Raw genomic sequence first — 20,621 nt, 5'->3', positions numbered from 1 at the left:
CGGGTCAGGCCGTGGTGCGCGCCTCGAGGCGCGTCCACGCCTCGAGCGCGGCCGTCATCTCGGCCTGCTTCTTGCTGGATCCCTCGCCCGTGGTGCGCACGGCGTCGCCGACGGTGACGACGGCGTGGAAGCGCTTGCTGTGGTCGGGGCCGCTGTCGCTCACGTCGTAGGCCGGCGCGGGCAGGCCCTGGCGCGCGGCGCTCTCCTGGAGCGCGGTCTTCGGGTCCATGGCGGCGCCGAAGCGGGCGGGGTCCTCGAGGAGGGGCGCGATGAGGCGGAGCACGAGACCGGTCGCGGCCTCTCCCCCGGCGTCGAGGTACGAGGCGCCGATGATGGCCTCGACCGTGTCGGCGAGGATCGACGACTTGGCCCGGCCGCCCGTGAGCTCCTCGCCGCGGCCGAGCAGCAGGTGCTCGCCCAGGCCGATGCGCGTGGCGACCTCCGCCAGTGCGACGCTCGAGACGAGGCTGGCGCGCCGCTTGGCGAGCTCGCCCTCGTCGAGGTCGGGGTTCTCGAGGTAGAGCATGACCGTGACGGCCTGCCCGAGGATGGAGTCGCCGAGGAACTCGAGGCGCTCGTTGTGCGGGATGCCGCCGTGCTCGTACGCGTATGAGCGGTGGGTGAGCGCGAGCTCGAGGAGCTCGGGGCTCACGTCCACGGCGAGGAGGCGCCGGAGCGCGTCGCGGTCGCCGTGGACGCGGGATCCCTGGGTGTCGGTCATGTCCGACGTGCTGTGCGGGTCGCGACTAGACGTCGGCGACCTTGCGGCCCTTGTACTCCATGTACAGGGGCGTGCCGGCGGCGTCCTCGATCACGCGCGCACGGTGCGGCATGGAATAGACGACCTTGCCGTTCTCGATGGTCTTGACGAGCGTGGGAGCCTCGGCCTTCCACTGCGAGCGACGCGCACGCGTGTTGGATCGGGACATCTTTCTCTTGGGAACAGCCATGGGTCAACTCTCATCTCTCTGCGTTTCGGTGTCGGCGTCTTCACGCGCCGCACCGCTGTCTTCGGAAGCTCGGAAGCCGGACAGGGCTGCCCAGCGCTGATCGATCACGGGCTCCGGTTCGGAGTCCGCCAGGACCAGGCTGATGCCGGGACCCAGATCGAGATCGAGGTCCTCGCCCGGCACTTCGGGCTGGAACGGCAGTGAAAGCACCACCGCATCCCGGATGACCGGCTCCAGGTCCACGTGCTCGTCCTGGACCTGGTAGTCGAAAGCTTCATCAAGACCATACGCGAATAGCTCGGCGAAATCGACTTGGACACGCTCCTGCATGTCGGCGAGCGTGCGCGCGGACTGGCCGTCGGCCACCGTGTCGACCTCGCCCGTGACCAGGATCCCGTCGTGCAGGGACTCGAGGCGCACGGTGACGCGCATCTCGCGGCCGGCGGGAACGGCGATGAGGCCCTCCCCCATGCGCTCGGGGGTGACGATGGTCAGGTCGAGCTCGCGCATCTCCCCGGGGCGGTGCACGATGTCGTGCACGTGGACCGTGAATGGGGTCTTCTGGAACCTGGACACCCGTAGATCCTACGGGGCGTCAGCCGGCGCGCCGGACGGCCAGCGCCTCCGCGACCGCCGCCGGCACGTAGGGCGCGACGTCGCCGCCGAGCGCCTCGACCTGCCGCACGAGCGAGCTGGAGACGTGGGCGTGCGCGGGATCCGGCAGCAGCATGACCGTCTCGACGTCGGCCAGGTCGCGGTTGACGAGCGCCATGGGCGTCTCGTACGCCACGTCGAGCTGGGAGCGCACGCCCTTGACGAGCACGGTCGCGCCGACCTGCCGGCAGTAGTCGACTAGGAGTCCGGCGCCCCAGGAGTCGACGCGGACGGTGGCGGGGAGGCCGGCGTCGCGGATCACGCGCTCGATGAGGTCCACGCGGTCCTCGAGCGGCAGCATCGGCGTCTTGCCGGGGTTGTGCACGACCAGGACGACGAGCTGGTCGTAGAGGCGGGCGGCGCGGCGGATCACGTCGAGGTGGCCGAGCGTGACGGGGTCGAACGATCCGGGGACGACGGCGATCCGCTGCATCCCGCCAGCCTAGGGCGGGCGCGGGTCAGTTCTTGTCGAGGAAGGCGCGCTCCTCGTCGTCGAGGCGGCGGGCGAGCGCGCGCCCGAGGGCCGGCTGGTCCGCGAGGTCGGGCGACGCCTCGAGCACGTCGTGGGCGTGCTCGCGCGCGGACTCGATGAGGTCGCCGTCCTGGGCGACCCGCAGCAGCCGGAGCGAGGAGCGGCCGCCCGACTGGTTCGTGCCGAGGACGTTGCCCTCGCGACGCAGCTCGAGGTCGACGCGCGCGAGCTCGAAGCCGTCCAGCGTCGCGGCGACGGCGTCCACGCGCTCGCGGGCGACGGTCTCGGGCTCCGCGTGGGTGACCATGAGGCAGAGGCCCGGCACGCCGCCGCGGCCCACGCGGCCGCGCAGCTGGTGCAGCTGGGAGACGCCGAAGCGGTCGGCGTCGAGGATCACCATGGTCGAGGCGTTCGGCACGTCGACGCCCACCTCGATGACGGTGGTGGCGACGATGAGGTCGATGTCGCCCGCGGAGAACGCCCGCATGACGCGGTCCTTCTCCTCGCCCGTCATGCGGCCGTGCAGCACGGCGCGGCGGACGGATCCGAGCCGCGGGTGCGCGCCGAGCAGCGCGTCGACCTCGGTGACGGTCGCGAGCGACGGCCGGGTGGGCGCGTCCTCCGCGCCCTCGCCGGCGTCCTCGTCCTCGGCGTCCGGATCCTGCGGGTCGATCGCCGGGCAGACGACGAACGCCTGCCTCCCCTTCTGGATCTCCTCCGCCGTGCGCTCCCAGACCCGCTCGATCCATCCCGGGTGCTCGTGCAGCGGGACGACGAACGACTCGATGGGCTGGCGGCCGCTCGGCAGCTCCGCGATGGTCGAGACGTCGAGGTCGCCGAACACCGTCATCGCGACCGTGCGCGGGATGGGCGTGGCCGTGAGCACGAGCACGTGCGGCGGGGTGCCGCCCTTCCGCCGGAGCGCCTCGCGCTGGTCGACCCCGAAGCGGTGCTGCTCGTCGACCACCACGAGCCCGAGGTCGAGGAACCCGACGCGGTCGCCGAGGAGCGCGTGCGTGCCCACGACGATGCGCGCCTGGCCGCTGACGATGCGCAGCAGCGCGCGCTTGCGCTCCGCCGTCGAGAGCTGGCCGGTGAGGAGCGTGGGCATGAGCTCGGCCGCGAGGTCCGGCCCGAGCGAGGCGGTGAGGGAGCGGAGGTGCTGGCTCGCGAGCACCTCGGTGGGCGCGAGGAGCGCGGACTGGCCGCCGGAGTCCGCGACCGCGAGCATCGCCCGGAGGGCCACGAGCGTCTTGCCGGAGCCGACCTCGCCCTGCACGAGCCGGTTCATGGGCCACGTGCGCGCCATGTCGGTCGCGATCTCCTCGCCGACGAGCCGCTGGTCACCCGTCAGCTCGAAGGGCAGCTGCGCGTCGAGGCGGTCGAGGTGGCCGCCCGGGGTCGGGATCCGCGGGGTGGCCGGGAGCGCCCGCGCCGCCTGCCGCCGCTGCAGCAGCGCGGTCTGGAGCACGAACGCCTCCTGGAAGCGCAGGGCGTCGCGGCCGCGCTTCCAGTCGACGTCCTTCTCGGGGCGGTGCACGCCCTCGAGCGCCTCGCGGTACGGGAGGAGGCCGCGCTCGGCGCGCACGTCGGCGGGGACGGGATCCTCGAGGTCGTCGACCGCGTCGAGCGCGAGCTCCACCGACTTCGCGACCTGCCAGCTCGCCATGGATGCGCTGGCCGGGTAGATCGGGATCGGCATCTCGGCCCAGCGGCGCGCGGCCGCGTCGGGCTCGCCGCCGGAGAGCTCGGGGCCCTCATGCGCGTCGAAGAGCTCGTAGTCGGGGTGGGCGAGCTGGAGCGCGCCGCGGTAGTCGCTCACCTTGCCCGCGAAGATCCCTCGCACGCCCGGCACGAGGTCCTTGGCGCGCCACGCCTGGTTGAAGAAGGTGAGGGTGAGGAAGCCGCGGCCGTCGGTGATCCGCACCTCGAGGATGCTGCCGCGCCGCGCCCGCATGGGCCGCTCCCGCACCTCGCGCACCTCGGCGACGATGGTGGCCTGCTGGTCGACAGGCAGCTCGGCGAGGGCCGTGAGCTCGCCCCGGCGGGCGTAGCGGCGCGGCAGGTGCTCGAGGAGGTCGGCGACCGTGCGGAGGCCGAAGGCCTTCTGCAGCACGCCCGCGGTGCGGCCGCCCACGACGCCCGCGAGCGCGGCGCCGGATCCGGTCATCCCCCGAGTGTACGAGGGACGTCCGACGCGGGAGCGCCGGACGGCGGTGCGCCCGCGGTCCCGTCGTCGGGCCCCTCGTCGGACCGGGGTCGGCGGCGCACCAGCGAGCGCGGGGCGACGAGCGCGAGGATGCGGTCGACGCGTCCCGCGCGGGCGCGCAGGGCGTCACCCAGCGCGACGAGCGCGGCGGCCTGGGCGGCGCCCGCGGCAGCGTCCACCGGCACGTCGGCGCGGGCGAAGCGCTCCCGCTCGCGGGCGGTGACCAGGAGGGCGACCGGGTCGGCGAGCGACGGGTCGTCGCCCTGGAGGCGCCGGCCGAGCTCGCGCGGCGACTCGGTGTCCGGCGTGCGGATCCCGAGGTCGACGGCGCGGTCCTCGACCTCGTGCCAGGCCGTGCCCGCCGCGGCGTCCCCCGCCTCGAGCGCGCGGAGCCGCCCGGCGCGTCGGGCCCGGCGCAGGAGCGCCGGGGTCGCGAGGAGCGCCAGCACGAGGAGCACGAGGGCGGCGGTGCCGAGCCCCGCCCAGGGGATCCGGACGGCCGTGGCGCCGCTCGTGCCGGGTGCGGCCGACGTGGTGGGCGCCGGCGTCGCCGTCGGCGTCGCCTCGGCCGTGGCGCTCGGCGTCGCGGACGGTGTGGGCGCGGTGGTCGGCGCGGCCGACGGCTGGGCGTAGGGGGCCGCCTGGCCGCGGCCCGGGGTCGGCTCGAACGCGATCCAGCCGATGCCCGAGAAGTACAGCTCGGGCCAGGAGTGCAGGTCGTGGGATCCGACGCGGTAGGTGATGAGGTCGCCGTCGCGGCCGACCTGGTCGCCCGGGAGGTAGCCGACGGCAACGCGCGACGGGATGCCCGCCTCGCGCGCCATGATCGCCATGGCCGAGGCGAAGTGCACGCAGTAGCCGGAGCGCACGCGGAGGAACTCCCCCACGACGTCGACGCCGCTGCCGTCGTAGCCCTGCTGCACCGGTGCGTCCTCCGAGTAGCGGAACTGCCCGCCGGTGAAGAACTCCTGGAGCGCGAGCGCCTGGTCGTAGGGCGTGTCGATGCCGGCGAGCACGTCGGCCGTGGTCGAGGCGACGATGGCCGGGGTGCCCGAGGGGATCTGCAGGTACGGCGCGAGGTCGTCGTCGGTCGCGGGGGCGACGGCCTCCAGCTGGTCGCGCTCGGGTCGCGGCAGCTCGCTCGTCACGGTGTAGCTCTGGTCGCGGCTGTCGGAATCGGAGGAGCGGATCGCGAGTCCCTGCTCCGACCAGCGCCAGGATCCCTCGAGCCCCGTGACGCTGCGGGGCGCGTAGGGCGCGGGCAGCCAGGCGCTCGAGGAGCCCTCGACCTGCACGCGCGCCTCGACCTCCTCGGCCGGCACGTCGGATCCGGATCCGAGGTCCGGCCCGATCGCGTCGACGGTGTTACCGTCCGGCGGGCGCAGCGGCGACGGCGCCCACTCGTCGCCCTCGAAGCGCGAGAGCGTCGTGACCTTGAAGTAGAGGGGCGTCTTCGACGCCGTCGAGTAGCGCAGCGCCTCGACGTCGACGGGACGGCGGAGGTCGTCGCCGAGGTCGAGGATCGGGTTGACGACGCGCGAGCCGCCCTGTCCGGACGCGGACGACGTGGGGAAGGTCGCCGACGTGAGGCCGGGGACGATCGCGGGCGCGACGAGGGACAGGACGACCGCGACGCCCGCGAGCGCACCGGCGGAGACGAGCGTCGTGCGCGCGGATCCCGCGGGGCGCCCCGAGGAGGACCGGTGCGGCGCGGACGGCGGCGCGAGCCGCGATCCGCCGAGGAGGCCGGATCCGCGCCACCCGTCGTCCCGGTCGGTCTCGCGGGCGTCGGCCGCGAGCACCGCGAACCAGGCGAGCGCCGTGACGGCGAAGGACCAGACGGAGAACTCGCCCACGAGCACGGCGCCGGGGACGGACACGAGCACCAGGAGCGGCAGGCCCGTGACCGCCGGCATGCGGAGCGCGTGCGCGAGCACGTCGAGCACGACCGCGAGCGCGCCGATCGAGGCGACGATGACGAAGACGATGGAGGCGAGCGGGGGCACGGGCGCCGAACGCCGGTAGATCTCGTCGCCCGCCTGCTCGCCCACGGCGAGGAGCGTGCGCAGGGTCTCGGGGGTGGGGATCAGGCCGAGCACGGCCGTGCGCCCCGCGAACACGAGGGTCACCAGGAGCACGAGCAGGACGAGCCCGCCGACCGACGCGAGCAGGCGCGGCACGCCCGCGGCCCGCAGCAGGGCGGCGGATCCGAGCACGGCGGCGACGACCAGGACGCAGAGCAGGAACCAGGCCCCCGGCTCGACGAGCAGGTGGAGGCTGGCGGATCCCGCGAGGAGGGCCACGCCCAGCGCGGCGGTGAGCGGCCAGCGTGCGGACGACGCGACCGGCGCGCGTGCCCCGGCCGGGCCGACCGGGACCGGCTCCGTCGTCGCGGCCGCGGCTGCGACCGCCCGGTCCGCCCGCGCGCTCCCCCGGCAGCGGACGCGGTTCCACGGTCCAGTGCTCGCGGCCGCCGAGCCCGACGGCGTCGAGGTCGGTCATCGCGCCATCTCCTCGGTGCGGGCCGCGCTCCAGGCATCGGCGGGGCGCGTGTCGTCGTCGAGGACGACGGTGCGCCAGCCGGCCTCGCGGAGGATCCGGAGGGCCTCGCGGTCGTCGCGGCCGTCGACGCGGCCCGCGTGCGCGAGGAACGCGACCGCGGGGCGGCAGGCGGCGCCGAAGCCCGCGAGCCGCCGGGCCTCCTGCTCGTCGAGGTGGCCGAGCACGGCGTGCATGGGGACGGCGCGGCGGCTGCGGCGCAGATCCGCGAGGGCCTCCTGCACGCCGTCGCGGTCGGGGTCGACGGCGGCCGGCTGCACCTCGGCGAGGTGGAGGAGCAGGTCGCCCTCGGCGGCGGCGTCGCCGGGTCGGGCGGACACGAGCGCCTGGCGGTCGGATCCCGCCGCCGTCTCCACGAGGTGCACCGCGTACCCGCCGCGCTGCAGGTGCACGCTCACCGACGCGGCGAACGCGACCGCGCGCTCGAACGCCCGGTCGCCGTCCCCGTCGTCGTCGGCGTGCAGCGGGAAGCCCGCCGCGCGCGTGTCGAGCAGCACGAGCGACCGCGGGCTCGACCGCTGCTCCTCCTGCCGCACCATGAGCTCGCCGTGCCGGGCGGTGGCGCGCCAGTGCACGCGGCGGAGCGGATCCCCCGCCCGGTACTCGCGCGTGCCGAGGTCGTCCTCGCCGCCGTCCGCGCGGCGCTGCACGCGCTCGGACTCGCCCTCGGACGAGACCTGCCCGCCGGGCTCGGCCTCGAGGTCGGTCAGTCGCGGCGTCACGACGAGGCGCGAGGTGCCGCCCGCGACGTGCCGCAGCCCCATCAGTCGGAACGGGTCGTGCTCCTCGACGGCCAGCGGGCCCACCTCGTGGATCCCGCGCCGCTCGGGCGTGAGGTCGTAGCGGAGGACGGCGCGGGCGGACGAGCGGCGGGATCCGCGCGCGAGCCCCCGCATCGACGGCAGCTCGACCGGCGGCGTCGCGCCGTCGGATCCGGGCACGAGGTCGAGCACCCACGAGCGCGGCGTGGGCATGCTCCCCGAGTTGGCGACCGACACCGTGACGGTGGTCGCGGTGCCGGACTCGACGACCTCCGACGTGAAGGTACGCTCGACGTGCAGCCGCACCCGCGCGATCACGAGCCAGGCGGCGGCGAGCAGCGGGAGCGCGAGGAGCGCGACGCCGATGAAGAGGAACTCGCGTCGCCCCGCGATGAAGGCGCCCGCGAAGGCGGCGACGCCGGCGGCGAGCAGGGCGATGCCGCGGAGGGTCGGGTGCGGGACGGCCTCGATGCCGATCCGGCGCATCAGGCGCGCGAGGGACCGCACGGGGTCAGCGCGTCCGTCCCGCGGCGCTCAACGGCACGGCGGTCGAGGAGACGATGCGCTCGAGGATCTCCACCACGGCGGCCTGCCCGCGTCCGCGCTGGCCGAGCGCGCGGCCGGTCGCGACGAGCCGGTGCGCGAGCACGGGCGCGGCGAGGGCGTCGATGTCGTCGGGCAGCACGAAGTCGCGTCCGTCGAGCGCCGCCCGGGTCTTGGCGGCGCGGATGAGCTGGAGCGTCGCCCGCGGGCTCGCGCCGAGGCGGATGTCCTCGTGGCCGCGCGTGGCCTGCACGATCGCGACCGCGTAGCGCGACACGGGGTCGGACACGTACACGCCGCGGGCCGCGTGCATCATCGCGTCGAGCTCCTCGGCGTCGACGACGGGCCGCAGCTCGTCGAGCGGGCTGACGGTGTCGCGCGAGCGGAGCATGGCGAGCTCGGCGGCGGCGTCGGGGTAGCCCATCGAGATGCGGGCCATGAAGCGGTCGCGCTGGGCCTCGGGGAGCGCGTACGTGCCCTCCATCTCGACCGGGTTCTGCGTGGCAACCACGGTGAACGGCTGCTGCAGCGGATGCGTGACGCCGTCGACCGTGACCTGCCCCTCCTCCATGCACTCCAGGAGCGCCGACTGGGTCTTGGGGCTCGCGCGGTTGATCTCGTCGCCGATGACGATGTTCGCGAACACGGCGCCCGGCTGGAACTCGAAGCGGTGGTCGGCCTGGCTGTAGACCGAGACGCCCGTGACGTCGGACGGCAGGAGGTCGGGCGTGAACTGGATCCGGTTCACGGTGCAGTCGACGCTGCGCGCGAGCGCCTTCGCGAGCATGGTCTTGCCGACGCCGGGGACGTCCTCGATGAGGAGGTGGCCGCCGGAGAGGAACACGGTGAGCGCCATGCGGGTGGCCTCGTGCTTGCCGGACATGACCGAGTCGATGTTGCCGAGGATCAGCTCCGCGAGCCGGCGCACCTCCTCCAGCGGCATGGCGGGCGCGCCGCGGCCGTGCTGCGCCTGACGCGCGGCGGCGCGGATGCGGGCGGGCGGCTGACCCGACCCGGCGTGCAGGGGGACGGACTCGGACTCGGGACTCGTCACGGAGTTCCTCCAGCGTCGTGGGCGTCTTGGCAGCATACGTCAGGGATCCGGGAGCGTCCGGCCCGCCTCCGGGGGCGGACAGGCCGGGTAGCGTGGTCGCCCGTGCACCCCGCTCCTGACGCCTCCGGCCCGCGCCCCGCCCGGCGCCCGTCGTGACCCGCATCGTCGCCGGGTTCGCCGGATCCCTGGTCCTCCGCGTGCCGAGGACCGGGACGCGCCCCACGAGCGACCGCGTGCGCGAGGCCCTGTTCTCCGGGCTCGAGGCCCGGGACGCGCTCGACGGCGCGCGCGTCCTCGACCTGTACGCCGGATCCGGGGCGCTCGGCCTCGAGGCCGCCAGCCGCGGCGCGCGCGAGGTCGTCCTCGTGGAGCGCGCGGTGCCGGCGGCCGCCGTCTGCCGGTCGAACGCGGGGATCGTCGAGCGCGCGGCACCGCGCGGCACCGAGCTCCGGATCCGCGTGGCCGCCCAGAGCGTGCACGCGTTCCTCGCGGGCGACCGCGGCTCCTACGACGTCGCGTTCCTGGATCCGCCGTACGAGGTCGGCGACGCCGAGCTGGCGGACGAGCTGGCCGCTCTCGTGCCGCGGCTCGTCGACGGCGCGGTGGTCATGGTCGAGCGCAGCGCCCGCTCCGCCGAGCCGACGTGGCCCGCGGGGCTGGAGCTCGATCGCCGGAAGGCGTACGGCGACACGGTCGTGTGGTGGGCGGTGGCCGGGTCCCCCGACGACGACCCGGAGCCCGACGACGCGGGAGAGCCCGCGTCCTAGCTGTACTGGGTCATGACGTTGGTGACACTCGGGCCGCGGGCGTCAGCCCGTGGCTTGAGTGGATTCGTTCAGTGTTGTAGTGCTCGATGAAGGGGTCAAGCGCGTCGGCCCGGTGTTGGTTGCTGGTGAAGGGTTGCCGGTAGGCCCACTCGGTCGCGAGGGTCCGGTTGAAGCGCTCGACCTTGCCGTTCTGCCAGGGGCAGTGCGGGCGGATGAACTTCTGCCGCGCGCCCAGGTCCTGGACGGCGTTCTTGAACGCGGTCGAGTGCCGGTAGGCGAACGCGTTGTCCGTGATGACCCGCTCGATCCGGGTGATCCCGCGCCCGGCGAAGTACGCCGCTGCGCGGGTCAGGAACCCGGCCGCGGTCGCGCCTTTCTCATCGGGATGGATCTCCGCGTAGGCGAGACGGGTGTGGTCATCGACCGCGGCATGGACGTAATCGAACCCGATCCCGCGGCCGCGGACCTGCTCGCTGCGCCCGTGGACCCGCCAGCCGCCTCCGTCCGGGATCCTCCCGAGCTTCTTCACGTCCACGTGGATCAGATCACCCGGATGCTCGTGCTCATACCGGTGCGCCGTTGACCGGGATGCCCGGATCACGGCCCCGGTGACGGGGTCCAACCACGCCAACGGCGGCACCCCGTGCCGGCGCAGGATCCGGGAGATCGTACGGGCCGGAACGCTCGTCACCGGCGCCAGCCGGGCGGGCCCGAACCGAAGTTCCGCGCGCGCAGCCAGCACGGCGCCTTCCTGTTCCGGACTCGTCCTCGCCGGCATCGACCGTGGTCTCGAGGACCGATCCGCGAGCCCCGCGACACCCTCCTGACGGAACCGGGCCACCCACCGATGCGCGCACTGACGCGACACCCCGAGCTCGCGAGCCACATGCGACACCGGACGACGATCCTCGACTACCCGCCGCACGAGGAGAACCCTCCCGTGAACCGTCAGACGAGCATTACCGTGGGACATCGAGGCCTCCTGGCGATGGTTGAACTGAACAGCTCCATCAAGCCAGGAGGCCTCTTCACACGCCCCGAAGTGTCACCAACGTCATGGCCGAGTACACCTAGGGCGGGTCAGCCGACGCTCTGGCCGCCGTCCGAGCGGATGCGCTGGCCGTTGATCCAGCCGCCCTCGGCCGACAGCAGGAAGCTCACGAGGGCCGCCGCGTCGCGCGGCTCGGCGAGGCGTCCGCGCGGCGTCGTCTCCTCCAGGTGCGCGCGGATCTCCGGCGTGAACCAGCCGGTGTCGGTGGGGCCGGGATCCACGAGGTTGGCGGTGATGCGCACGTCCTCGAGCTCGCGCGCCGAGGCGATCACGATGCGGTCGAGCGCGGCCTTCGACGCGCCGTACGGCACGTTGCCCACGACGTGATCGCTCGTGAGGGCCACGATCCGCCCGGCTCCGGGCACTGCGCGGTAGCGGCGCGCGAAGCCCTGGATGAGCTGCAGCGACGCGCGCACGTTCACCGCGAGGTGCCGGTCGAGGACCTCCACGGTGGTGTCCAGCAGCGGGCTGTCGACGGACTCGCAGTGCGCGAGCACGAGAGCGGTGATCGGGCCGAGCTCCCGCTCGGCGCCCTCGAGGAGCCTCTCGGCGGCGTCCGTGTCCAGCAGGTCGGCCTCCATCGCCTGCACGCGGCCGCCCGCGCGCACCACGGCCTCGGCGACCCGGGCGGGATCCTCGGGCTGGCGGCCCCACGGCATCCGCTCGTCGTAGCCGGACCAGTAGGCGAACGCCACGTCCCAGCCGTCGAGCGCCAGGCTCTCCGCGACGGCCGCCCCGATGCCCGAGACGCCGCCGACGCCCGTGACGAGCGCGACCGGACGCGGATCCGCGGCAGGTCCGGACGCGGGATCGCTCACGAGCCGATCTCCTGGTATGCCGCGAACAGCAGCGCCTCCTCGGGCCCGTTGAGCACGCTCGCACGGCCGACGCCGTCGAGCACGATGAAGCGCATCATGTCGCCGCGGGCCTTCTTGTCGCGCTTCATGCTCGCGACGAGCGTGGGCCAGCGGCCGACGGGGTAGCTGGTCGGCAGGTCGAGCGAGTCGAGGATCCGCCGGTGCCGGTCGACGGCCTCGTCGGACAGCGAGCGGGTGAGGCGCGAGAGCTCGGCCGCGAAGACCATGCCCACCGCGACGGCCGCGCCGTGCCGCCAGCGGTAGCGCTCGGCGTGCTCGATGGCGTGGCCGAGCGTGTGCCCGTAGTTGAGGATCTCGCGACGGCCCTTCTCCGTGAAGTCCTCCCCCACGACCTCGGCCTTCATCGCGATGGACAGCTCGACGACCCGGCGGAACTCCGGGCTGGTGGGGTCCGTGACGCGCGCGACGTCGCGCTCGATGATGTCGAGGATCTCGGGCACCGCGATGAAGCCGGCCTTCACGATCTCGGCGAAGCCCGTGACGATCTCGTTCCGCGGCAGGGTCGCGAGCAGGTCGAGGTCGACGATCACGGCGGTCGGCGCGTAGAAGGCGCCGACGAGGTTCTTGCCCTCGGACGTGTTGATGCCGGTCTTGCCGCCCACGGCGGCGTCGACCATGGCGAGCACCGTCGTCGGGATCTGGATGAGCATGACGCCGCGCAGCCACGTCGCCGCGACGAATCCGCCGAGGTCGGTCGTGGCGCCGCCACCGAGCGTGATGACGGCGTCCGAGCGCGTGAAGTCGGTGGTGCCCATGATCTTCCAGCAGAACGCGGCGACCTCGACGCGCTTGGCACCCTCCGCGTCGGGCACCTCCGCGAGGTACACCTCCACGTCGCCCTGCAGCCGCTCGCGCAGCCGCGATGCCTCCTCTGCGAGGGCGGGCGCGTGCACGATGAGCACCTTGCGCACGCGCGGGCCGAGCAGCGCGCCCACGCCCTGGACGAGGCCGCGACCCACGGTGACGTCGTAGCCGGGCGTGCCGGAGACGCGGATCACGGTGGGCGCGTCGGGCTCGGCGGCGGCACGGTCCACGGAGTCGGGTGCGGGGGCGTTCTGGTCGGTCATGGCTGCCTCTCCCGGGCGAAGCGCTCGATCTCGCCGGCGATGCGCGGGAGCGGGCGGTCGGAGGTGTCGATGGTCAGGTCGGCGAGCGAGCGGTAGAGCTCCTCGCGGTCGGCGACGATGCGCCGCCAGCTGTCGAGGCCGTCGACGAGCGGGCGGTCGTCACCGCGGATCCGCGCGCGCACGGCGTGCTCGCTCACGGTGAGGAGCACGACGCGGCAGGCCTCCAGGTCGGCGCGCGTCGCGGGGTCGAGGACGGCTCCCCCGCCAAGCGAGACGACGCCGTCGTCCGCGAGGGCGGTCGCGACCGCGGCGCGCTCGAGCTCCCGGAACCTCGGCTCGCCGTGCTCGCGGAAGATGTCGGCGATGGATCCGTGCGCCTGGACGATCACGCGGTCCGTGTCGGTGAACGGCAGTCCCAGCGCCTTCGCCACGCGGCGGCCGACCGTGGTCTTGCCCGCGCCGGGCGGGCCGATCAGGACGACCGGCACGCTCAGGCCTCGGGCGGTGCGGGCGGCGCGGCGTCCGCCTCGTCCACGAGGTCGGCGCCCGTGCGGCGTCCCTCGGGGATCGCGTCGAGGTAGCCGCGGAGGTTCCGCAGGGTCTCGCCCACGGAGTCGCCGCCGAACTTCTCCAGCACGGCGTCGGCGAGCGTCAGCGCGACCATGGCCTCGGCGACGACGCCCGCGGCGGGCACGGCGCACACGTCGGAGCGCTGGTGGTTCGCGGGGGCCGCGCCGCCGGTGGCGGTGTCGATGGTGCGGAGGGCGCGCGGCACCGTGGCGATGGGCTTCATGCCCGCCCGGACGCGGAGGACCGAGCCCGTCGACATGCCGCCCTCGGTGCCGCCGGCGCGGTCGGTGGACCGGCCGATGCCGGCGGCCGTGGAGAACAGCTCGTCGTGCGCCTCGGATCCGCGGCGCGTGGTGGTCAGGAAGCCGTCGCCGACCTCCACGCCCTTGATCGCCTGGATGCCCATGAGCGCGCCCGCGAGCTTCGAGTCGAGCCGGCGGTCCCAGTGCACGTGCGAGCCGAGGCCCGGCGGCAGGTCGTAGGCGAGGACCTCGACGACGCCGCCCACCGTGTCGCCGCTGGACTTCGTGTCGTCGACCTCGGCGACCATGCGGGCGCTGGTCTCGGGGTGGAAGCAGCGCAGCGGATCCGCGTCCAGCGCGTCGACGTCGGCGGGCGTCGGCAGGGGCGCGCCCTCGGGCACGCGGACGGGGCCGATGGCGAGCGTGTGGCTGACGAGCGTGATCCCGAGCTCGGCGAGGAACGCGCGCGCGACGGCGCCGAGGGCGACGCGGGCCGCGGTCTCGCGGGCGCTCGCGCGCTCGAGCACGGGACGGGCCTCGTCGAAGTCGTACTTCTGCATGCCCACGAGGTCGGCGTGGCCGGGGCGGGGACGCGTGAGGGCGGCGGCGCGCGCGCCCTGCAGCTTCTCCGCATCCACCGGCTCGGGGCTCATGATGTCGACCCACTTGGGCCACTCCGTGTTGCCGATGCGCACCGCGATGGGGCTGCCGAGCGTCCGCCCGTGGACGACGCCGGTGGAGAGGCTCAGCTCGTCCTGCTCGAACGCCATGCGCGCGCCGCGGCCGTAGCCGAGCTTGCGACGGGCGAGGTCGGCGCGGATGCCGTCGAGGCTGACGGGCACGCCCGCGGGCAGGCCCTCCAGGACGGCGATGAGTTCGGGGCCGTGGGATTCCCCGGCGGTGAGCCAACGCAGCATGCCCCCATCCTCCCACAGCGGCAGGGACGGACCCACGGCCGGGCCCAGGTCCACGGCCTCCCGCAGCTGCCGGGACGGACCCACGGGTCAGGCGCCGGTCCAGGCCCGATCCGGATCGCGGCCGACGCTCGAGAGCATCGCCGCCAGCACGCGCTCCTCGTCGGGCAGCGGCAGGTCCGCGTCCCCGGCGACGAACAGGCGCACCTGGTCGAGAGCCTGGTGCACGAGCATGTCGATCCCCGGCACGACCCAGCCGCCCGCGTGCTCCCACCCGGCGGCAATGCCGGTCGGCCACGGGGCGTAGGTGACGTCGAGAAGCACGGTCGCCTCGGGCAGGCCGCCGGGCAGCGGCACGGCGGCGGCCGCGTCGCCGGGCAGGGTGCTGATCACGGTGTCGGCCTCGCGGAGCGCGGCGTCCGCGTCGTCGAGCGGCGCGGTGCGGAGCGCGACGCCCAGCTCGTCGGCCAGCGGCGCGAGCTCCCGTCCCTGCTCCGGCCGACGGGCGGCGACGACGACCTCGCGCGCGCCCATGCGGGCGAGCGCGACGACCGCCGAACGTGCGGTGGATCCGGCGCCGAGCACCACGGCCCGCTGCGACCGCTCGACGCCGGCCACGTCGAGAGCGCGGACGATCCCGGCGACGTCCGTGTTCGCGCCGCGTCGCACGATCGCGCCCGCGGGCTCGCGCTCGAGCAGCAGCGTGTTGGCCGCGCCGGCGAGGCGAGCCGTGTCGTCCAGCCGGTCGAGGAGCGGCACCACGTCGCGCTTGAGCGGCATCGTGAGCGACAGGCCGCGCCAGCCGGATCCGAGACCGTCGACGAACGCGGGGAGCTGGGCTCCCGTGCACTCGACGGCCTCGTACGACCAGCCGAGACCGAGCACGCCGTACGCCGCGGCGTGCAGACGCGGCGACAGCGAGTGCGCGATGGGGCTGCCGAGGACCGCCAGCCGCACGGCCGGCGTCCGCGGATCAGCCATTGCCCGGGTTGTCCTTCATGAACTGCTGCCACTGCGCGACGGCCTTCTGGTGCTCCTCGTACGTCTCGGAGAAGACGGTGTCGCCCGTGATCGTGTTGACGGTGACGAAGTAGAGCCACGGGCCGTCCGCGGGCGCGAGGGCCGCCTTGATCGCGAGGTCGCCCGGGTTCGAGATGGGCCCGACCGGGAGCCCCGGGTGCACGTAGGTGTTCCAGGGGTTGTCGTCGGCGCGCTCCGCGTCGGTCGTCGTGACGCGTCCCACCGACTGCGCCCCGTAGGCGACGGTCGCGTCCGACTGCAGCGGCATGCCGATCGCGATGCGGTTCTGGAACACCCGCGACACCTTGTAGAAGTCGCCCTCGAAGCGCGCCTCCTTCTGGATGAGCGCGGCGAGCGTGAGCACGCGGTGCCGGTCCGCGACGGGCACGCCGGCCTGGTCGAGCGCCTCGAAGGTGCGGCTCACCATCGCCTTGACCATGTCGGTCGCGGAGGTGCCGGGCGGGAAGTCGTAGGTGGCCGGAAAGAGGTAGCCCTCGATGTTCGGCGCCTCGGAGGGGATGCCGAGCGCGGCGCGATCCGCGGCCGCGGCCTCGAGGTCGGCGACGGGCGTGCCGGTGCCCTCCGCGATGAGCTCGAACGCCTGCGCGGCGGTCTGGCCCTCGGGGATGGTGACCTTGGCCTGGCTCTGGCTCGAGGGATCCTGCAGCATCGCGAGCGCGGACGCCGCGCTCATCTGCTTCCGCAGGATGTAGGTCCCCGGCTGGAACACGACCTCGCCGCCCGAGGCGACGACGGCCTGGTAGAACGCCTTCGACGTCTTCACGACGTCCTGCGACGCGAGCGTGTCGCCGATGGTGCTGCCCGTGTCGCCCGTCTTGACGACCACCTGCACCTCGCCGGACCCGTCGCCGTCATAGTCGGTGGGCTCGGCGGGCGTGAGCAGCGCCGACACCACCGGGCCGAACAGCGACGTGGCGATGACCGCGGCACCGCCGAACAGCACGACGAGGAGGACCAGGACGTACGGCCACTTGGGGTGGCGCCGCTTCGGCTTCGGGGCGACGGGCGCCGCCGCTCGGGGCGGTGCGCCGCGTCCGCCGCCCGCCGTCTCGCGGGTCGGGCTCAGCGGGGTCGCGGTGGTGCGCGCGGTGCCCGCGGACGATCCGGCGGATGCCCAGCCGGAGGTGGAGGCGGCGGCGGAGGCGGGAGATGCGGCGGCGGCCGCGGCGACGCGCGGTCGCTCCTCATCCGCGGGACGCGGGGCGTCGGCGGTCGGCCGGCGGGCGTCGTCCGCGGCGGGAGCGGGCGAACCGGCCTGTGCCTCCGCCGCCTCCCGCAGGGCCCGGAGCTCGCGACGCGTCATGGGAGCGCCGGTGCCGATGCCCGGCACGTCGCCTCGGGGAGCAGGTGCGGGCGTGGAGACCGGATCCGCGGAGGCCGCGGCCTGGTCCCCGAACAGGCTCTCGAAGGGGTCGCCGCCTCCACCCGCGGCCGCCGTGGCGCGTCGGGTGGGATCGGTCTCAGGCGTGTCGGTCAGGATCGACTCGGTTCCTCGGGACGAGAGCACCGGGTGGGGAGCCGGCGGCGCGCTCGGTCTCGAGCGCGTGTTGAAGGATTATAACGGCCGCTACCTGGTCGATCACCGGCTTCTGCTTACGGGAGCCTCTGCCGGAGGCGCGCAGGGCGCCCTGCGCGGAGACGGTCGAGAGGCGTTCGTCCACCAGCCGCACGCGGATCTCCGTCGCGTCCGCGAGGCGCCGGGCGAAGCCCTCCGCGTCATCCGTGGACGCGGTGGCGCGGCCGGAGAGCGCCAGCGGCAGGCCGACGACGAGCTCCGTGCAGTCGATCTCGGCGGCCACCTCGAGGATCCGCCGCACGTCCGCCGAGCCGGCCGCGTCACGCGGCACGGTCTCGACGGGCGTCGCGATCAGGCCGTGCGGATCCGACCGGGCGAGGCCGATGCGGGCCTTCCCCACGTCGACCGCCAGCCGGGATCCGACCCGCATCAGGAGTCGAGCGCCTGGCGGACCGCGGCCAGGGCCTCCCCGATGGCCGACACGTCGGATCCGCCGCCCTGGGCGAGGTCGTCCTTCCCGCCTCCGCCGCCGCCGAGCACGGCCGCCGCCGCACGGGCGAGCTGCCCGGCCTTGGCGCCCGCGTCGCGCGCGGCCTGGTTCGTGGCCACGATGACGGTCGGCTTCCCGCCCGCGTCGCCCGCGAGGGCGACGACGACGGGGTCGGATCCGGCGCGCTCCCGCACGAGCGTCACGAGCTGGCGCACCTCGTCGGCCGAGCGGACGCTGCCGAGCGACTCCTGGATCAGGGTCACGGATCCGACGCGCGAGCCCTGCGCGAGGAGCGTCGGCACGCGCTGCTGCAGCGCCTGCGCCTCGAAGTCGGCGATGCGCCGCTCCGCGGTCTTCAGGTTCTGCAGGAGGTCGGCGATGCGGTCAGGCAGCTGCTCGCGCGGCGTCTTGAGGCTCGACGTGAGCTGCGAGACGATGGCGCGCTCGACGGCGAGGTCCTGGAACGCCTCGCGGCCGACCAGCGACTCGATGCGGCGGTTGGTGGATCCGACGGACGACTCCCCCACCACGTTGATGAGCCCGATCTGGGCGCTCGACGACACGTGGGTGCCGGCGCACAGCTCGCGCGACCACGGGCCGCCGATGTCGACGACGCGCACGGTGTCGCCGTACTTCTCCCCGAACAGCGCCATGGCACCGAGCTGCTTGGCCTCGTCGATGGGCATCACGCGCGTCACGACCTGCAGGTCGTCGCGCACGGCGCCGTTCGCGATGTCCTCGATCTCGCTGCGCGTCGCCGGGCTCAGCGCCTGGTTCCACGCGAAGTCGAGGCGCATGTAGCCGGCCCGGTTGTAGGAGCCGGACTGGTGCGCGTCCTGGCCGAGCACCTGGCGGAGCGCGGCGTGGACGAGGTGCGTGCCCGAGTGCGCCTGCGTGGCCCCGCGGCGCCAGTCGGCGTCGACGATGGTGGTGGCGGCGTCGCCGACACCCACCTCGCCCGAGCGCACCTGCACGCGGTGGCTGATGAGGCCCTTCACGGGCTTCTGCACGTCGAGCACCTCGAGGTCGAAGCCCTGGCCGACGATGCTGCCCGCGTCGGCCTCCTGGCCCCCGGACTCGGCGTAGAGGCTCGTCTCTGGGAGGATGACCTCCGCGATGTCGCCCGCCACCGCGTGGTCGACGCTGTGGCCGCCCACGATGAGGCCGAGGATCGTCGTCCCCGTCTCCAGCTCGTCGTACCCGGTGAAGCGCGTCTCGCCGGCCGCGCGGAACTCGCTGTAGACGGTGAGATCGGCCAGCGCCGTCTTCTTGCTCTTGGCGTCGGCCTTGGCCCTGGTCCGCTGCTCCAGCATGAGGCGGTCGAACGCCTCGCGGTCGACCGTGAGGCCGTTCTCCTCCGCCATCTCGAGCGTGAGGTCGATGGGGAAGCCGAAGGTGTCGTGCAGGAGGAACGCGGTGTCGCCCGCGATCCGCTCGCCGCCCTTCGCCTTCGTCTCGCCGACCGCGACGTCGAGGATCGTCGTGCCGCCGGAGAGCGTGCGGAGGAAGGTCTCCTCCTCCGCGTACGCGAGGCGGGAGATGCGGTCGAAGTCGTCGGAGACCTCGGGGTAGGCGGCCTTCATCGCATCGCGCGACGCGGGGAACAGCTCGCCGAAGGTCGCGGCGTCCACGCCCATGAGGCGCATCGCGCGCACCGTGCGGCGCATGAGGCGGCGGAGGATGTAGCCGCGCCCCTCGTTCGACGGCCGCACGCCGTCGGACATGAGCATGACCGACGAGCGCACGTGGTCGGCGACGATGCGCATGCGCACGTCGTCCTCGTGGTCGGCCCCGTAGCGGCGGCCGCTGAGCTCGGCCGCGCGGTCGAGCACGGGACGCACCTGGTCGGTCTCGTACATGTTCTCGACGCCCTGCTTGATGAACGCGACGCGCTCGAGCCCCATGCCGGTGTCGATGTTCCTCGTGGGCAGGTCGCCGAGGATTTCGAAGTCGCTCTTGCCCGTGCCGGCCCCACGCAGGTACTGCATGAAGACGAGGTTCCAGATCTCCACGTACCGGTCGTCGTCCGTGGCCGGGCCGCCGTCGGCGCCGTAGGCCGGGCCGCGGTCGAAGAAGATCTCCGAGCAGGGGCCGGCGGGGCCGGGCTGGCCGGTGTGCCAGTAGTTCGTGTCGCGGCCGAGGCCCTGGATCCGCTCGTCCGGCAGGCCCGCGATGCGCTTCCACGCCTGCCTGGCCTCGTCGTCCTCGTGGTAGACGGTGACCCACAGGTCGTCGGGCGAGAAGCCGAGGCCGCCGTCGGCCTCGCTCGTCGTGAGCAGCTCCCACGCGTACGCGATGGCCTGCTCCTTGAAGTAGTCGCCGAAGGAGAAGTTGCCGTTCATCTGGAAGAAGGTGCCGTGCCGGGGCGTCCGGCCGACCTCCTCGATGTCGAGCGTGCGGATGCACTTCTGGACGCTCGTGGCGCGCGCGAACGGCGCGGGCACGACGCCCGTGAGGTACGGCACGAACGGCACCATGCCGGCCACCGTGAACAGGAGCGTCGGGTCGTCGCTCACGAGCGACGCCGACGGCACGACGGTGTGCCCCCGGTCGCCGAAGTACGTCAGCCAGGCGTTGCGGATGTCTGCGGTCTGCATCAGGCCTACTGCTTTCCCAGCTCGGTGATGGTGTCCTCGGCCTCGCCCACGACGGAGCGGAGCTCGGCCTCGCGGCTGCGGTAGCCGTGCTCGACGGCCTCCCCGAAGCGGCGGGCCCGGGCCTCGACGTCCTGGAACAGGCGGTGCCCGGCCGGCGTGCGGTCGACCACGTGGGCGACGGCGAAGCCGATGGCGACCCCCACGGCGATGAGGACGAGGTTCTTCATGCTGCTCCCCTTCCGGGAGGTGACGCGACGGGCTGGGGCCTTCGGGGCCGAGGGCGATC

General features: G+C 74.1%; 19 protein-coding genes. 1 reads left to right on the top strand and 18 read right to left on the bottom strand.

Annotated elements, in window-relative coordinates; genetic code table 11:
• Positions 1–4: 4 nt before the first annotated feature.
• From rnc to CMS_RS03725, 8 genes are all read right to left on the bottom strand, one after another.
• Positions 5–721, bottom strand: coding sequence for a ribonuclease III (gene rnc / locus CMS_RS03760; RefSeq protein ID WP_012298175.1), 717 nt, complete (start codon positions 719–721; stop codon positions 5–7).
• Positions 722–746: 25 nt separating this feature from the next.
• Positions 747–950 (bottom strand): 50S ribosomal protein L32, encoded by a 204-nt coding sequence (gene rpmF, locus CMS_RS03755; protein ID WP_012298174.1) that lies wholly within the window; start codon positions 948–950, stop codon positions 747–749.
• 3 nt (positions 951–953) lie between these two features.
• Positions 954–1,526, bottom strand: a complete 573-nt coding sequence (locus tag CMS_RS03750; protein ID WP_012298173.1) for a YceD family protein — start codon at positions 1,524–1,526, stop codon at positions 954–956.
• 19 nt (positions 1,527–1,545) lie between these two features.
• Positions 1,546–2,037 (bottom strand): pantetheine-phosphate adenylyltransferase, encoded by a 492-nt coding sequence (gene coaD, locus CMS_RS03745; protein WP_012298172.1) that lies wholly within the window; start codon positions 2,035–2,037, stop codon positions 1,546–1,548.
• 25 nt (positions 2,038–2,062) lie between these two features.
• The gene (locus tag CMS_RS03740; RefSeq protein WP_012298171.1) at positions 2,063–4,246 is read right to left on the bottom strand and encodes an ATP-dependent DNA helicase RecG; all 2,184 of its coding nucleotides are present in this window, start codon (positions 4,244–4,246) and stop codon (positions 2,063–2,065) included.
• A complete protein-coding gene (locus tag CMS_RS03735) occupies positions 4,243–6,588 on the bottom strand; it encodes a transglutaminase TgpA family protein (RefSeq protein ID WP_012298170.1) in 2,346 nt (781 codons plus the stop codon). Before CMS_RS03735 ends, CMS_RS03740 begins: the two co-directional genes overlap by 4 nt.
• 195 nt (positions 6,589–6,783) lie before the next feature.
• Positions 6,784–8,112, bottom strand: coding sequence for a DUF58 domain-containing protein (locus CMS_RS03730; protein ID WP_012298169.1), 1,329 nt, complete (start codon positions 8,110–8,112; stop codon positions 6,784–6,786).
• 4 nt (positions 8,113–8,116) lie between these two features.
• Positions 8,117–9,091: an AAA family ATPase gene (locus CMS_RS03725; protein ID WP_012298168.1), complete on the bottom strand. Its 975-nt coding sequence runs from the start codon at positions 9,089–9,091 to the stop codon at positions 8,117–8,119.
• 263 nt (positions 9,092–9,354) lie between these two features.
• Between CMS_RS03725 and rsmD the strand changes: the two genes are divergently transcribed.
• Positions 9,355–9,969, top strand: a complete 615-nt coding sequence (gene rsmD, locus CMS_RS03720; protein WP_012298167.1) for a 16S rRNA (guanine(966)-N(2))-methyltransferase RsmD — start codon at positions 9,355–9,357, stop codon at positions 9,967–9,969.
• 10 nt (positions 9,970–9,979) lie between these two features.
• Here rsmD and CMS_RS03715 read toward each other — a convergent pair whose 3' ends face one another.
• The 10 genes from CMS_RS03715 to CMS_RS03670 all read right to left on the bottom strand — a co-directional run bounded on the left by CMS_RS03715 (position 9,980) and on the right by CMS_RS03670 (position 20,562).
• On the bottom strand, positions 9,980–10,942 hold the full coding sequence (locus tag CMS_RS03715) for an IS481 family transposase (protein WP_012298166.1): 963 nt from the start codon (positions 10,940–10,942) through the stop codon (positions 9,980–9,982).
• A 107-nt stretch (positions 10,943–11,049) separates the two neighbouring features.
• Positions 11,050–11,838: an SDR family oxidoreductase gene (locus CMS_RS03710; protein ID WP_012298165.1), complete on the bottom strand. Its 789-nt coding sequence runs from the start codon at positions 11,836–11,838 to the stop codon at positions 11,050–11,052.
• Positions 11,835–12,965: a 3-dehydroquinate synthase gene (aroB, locus tag CMS_RS03705; protein ID WP_012298164.1), complete on the bottom strand. Its 1,131-nt coding sequence runs from the start codon at positions 12,963–12,965 to the stop codon at positions 11,835–11,837. The genes CMS_RS03710 and aroB overlap by 4 nt, the downstream gene beginning before the upstream one ends.
• Complete coding sequence (locus tag CMS_RS03700) at positions 12,962–13,453, bottom strand: shikimate kinase (protein WP_012298163.1); 492 nt, start codon at positions 13,451–13,453, stop codon at positions 12,962–12,964. Before CMS_RS03700 ends, aroB begins: the two co-directional genes overlap by 4 nt.
• A gap of 2 nt (positions 13,454–13,455) precedes the next feature.
• A complete protein-coding gene (gene aroC / locus CMS_RS03695) occupies positions 13,456–14,694 on the bottom strand; it encodes a chorismate synthase (RefSeq protein WP_041464369.1) in 1,239 nt (412 codons plus the stop codon).
• Positions 14,695–14,781: 87 nt separating this feature from the next.
• Positions 14,782–15,672 carry a shikimate dehydrogenase gene (locus CMS_RS03690; protein WP_012298161.1) on the bottom strand — a complete coding sequence of 297 codons (891 nt, stop codon included), beginning with the start codon at positions 15,670–15,672 and terminating at the stop codon, positions 14,782–14,784.
• A complete protein-coding gene (gene mltG / locus CMS_RS03685; protein WP_223842716.1) occupies positions 15,665–17,239 on the bottom strand; it encodes an endolytic transglycosylase MltG in 1,575 nt (524 codons plus the stop codon). Before mltG ends, CMS_RS03690 begins: the two co-directional genes overlap by 8 nt.
• Positions 17,193–17,678 (bottom strand): Holliday junction resolvase RuvX, encoded by a 486-nt coding sequence (gene ruvX / locus CMS_RS03680; protein WP_012298159.1) that lies wholly within the window; start codon positions 17,676–17,678, stop codon positions 17,193–17,195. Before ruvX ends, mltG begins: the two co-directional genes overlap by 47 nt.
• Entirely contained in the window at positions 17,678–20,335 is a 2,658-nt protein-coding gene (gene alaS / locus CMS_RS03675; RefSeq protein WP_012298158.1) for an alanine--tRNA ligase, read from the bottom strand. Before alaS ends, ruvX begins: the two co-directional genes overlap by 1 nt.
• 5 nt (positions 20,336–20,340) lie before the next feature.
• Positions 20,341–20,562, bottom strand: coding sequence for a hypothetical protein (locus CMS_RS03670; protein WP_012298157.1), 222 nt, complete (start codon positions 20,560–20,562; stop codon positions 20,341–20,343).
• Positions 20,563–20,621: the final 59 nt, after the last annotated feature.

The organism is Clavibacter sepedonicus (genome assembly GCF_000069225.1).
GTDB lineage: Bacteria > Actinomycetota > Actinomycetes > Actinomycetales > Microbacteriaceae > Clavibacter > Clavibacter sepedonicus.
The sequence above is the reverse complement of the archived record's forward strand: the minus strand, read 5'-3'. Positions and strand labels throughout refer to the sequence as shown.

Bases quoted from the DNA above. Each gene is read 5' to 3' on its own strand.
- CMS_RS03715 (WP_012298166.1), bottom strand. From the start codon at position 10,942: ATGTCCCACGGTAATGCTCGTCTGACGGTTCACGGGAGGGTTCTCCTC.
- CMS_RS03690 (WP_012298161.1), bottom strand. From the start codon at position 15,672: ATGGCTGATCCGCGGACGCCGGCCGTGCGGCTGGCGGTCCTCGGCAGC.
- aroC (WP_041464369.1), bottom strand. From the start codon at position 14,694: ATGCTGCGTTGGCTCACCGCCGGGGAATCCCACGGCCCCGAACTCATC.
- rpmF (WP_012298174.1), bottom strand. From the start codon at position 950: ATGGCTGTTCCCAAGAGAAAGATGTCCCGATCCAACACGCGTGCGCGT.
- CMS_RS03740 (WP_012298171.1), bottom strand. From the start codon at position 4,246: ATGACCGGATCCGGCGCCGCGCTCGCGGGCGTCGTGGGCGGCCGCACC.
- aroB (WP_012298164.1), bottom strand. From the start codon at position 12,965: ATGACCGACCAGAACGCCCCCGCACCCGACTCCGTGGACCGTGCCGCC.
- CMS_RS03725 (WP_012298168.1), bottom strand. From the start codon at position 9,091: ATGCCGCTGGAGGAGGTGCGCCGGCTCGCGGAGCTGATCCTCGGCAAC.
- coaD (WP_012298172.1), bottom strand. From the start codon at position 2,037: ATGCAGCGGATCGCCGTCGTCCCCGGATCGTTCGACCCCGTCACGCTC.
- CMS_RS03670 (WP_012298157.1), bottom strand. From the start codon at position 20,562: ATGAAGAACCTCGTCCTCATCGCCGTGGGGGTCGCCATCGGCTTCGCC.
- rnc (WP_012298175.1), bottom strand. From the start codon at position 721: ATGACCGACACCCAGGGATCCCGCGTCCACGGCGACCGCGACGCGCTC.
- ruvX (WP_012298159.1), bottom strand. From the start codon at position 17,678: ATGCGGGTCGGATCCCGGCTGGCGGTCGACGTGGGGAAGGCCCGCATC.
- alaS (WP_012298158.1), bottom strand. From the start codon at position 20,335: ATGCAGACCGCAGACATCCGCAACGCCTGGCTGACGTACTTCGGCGAC.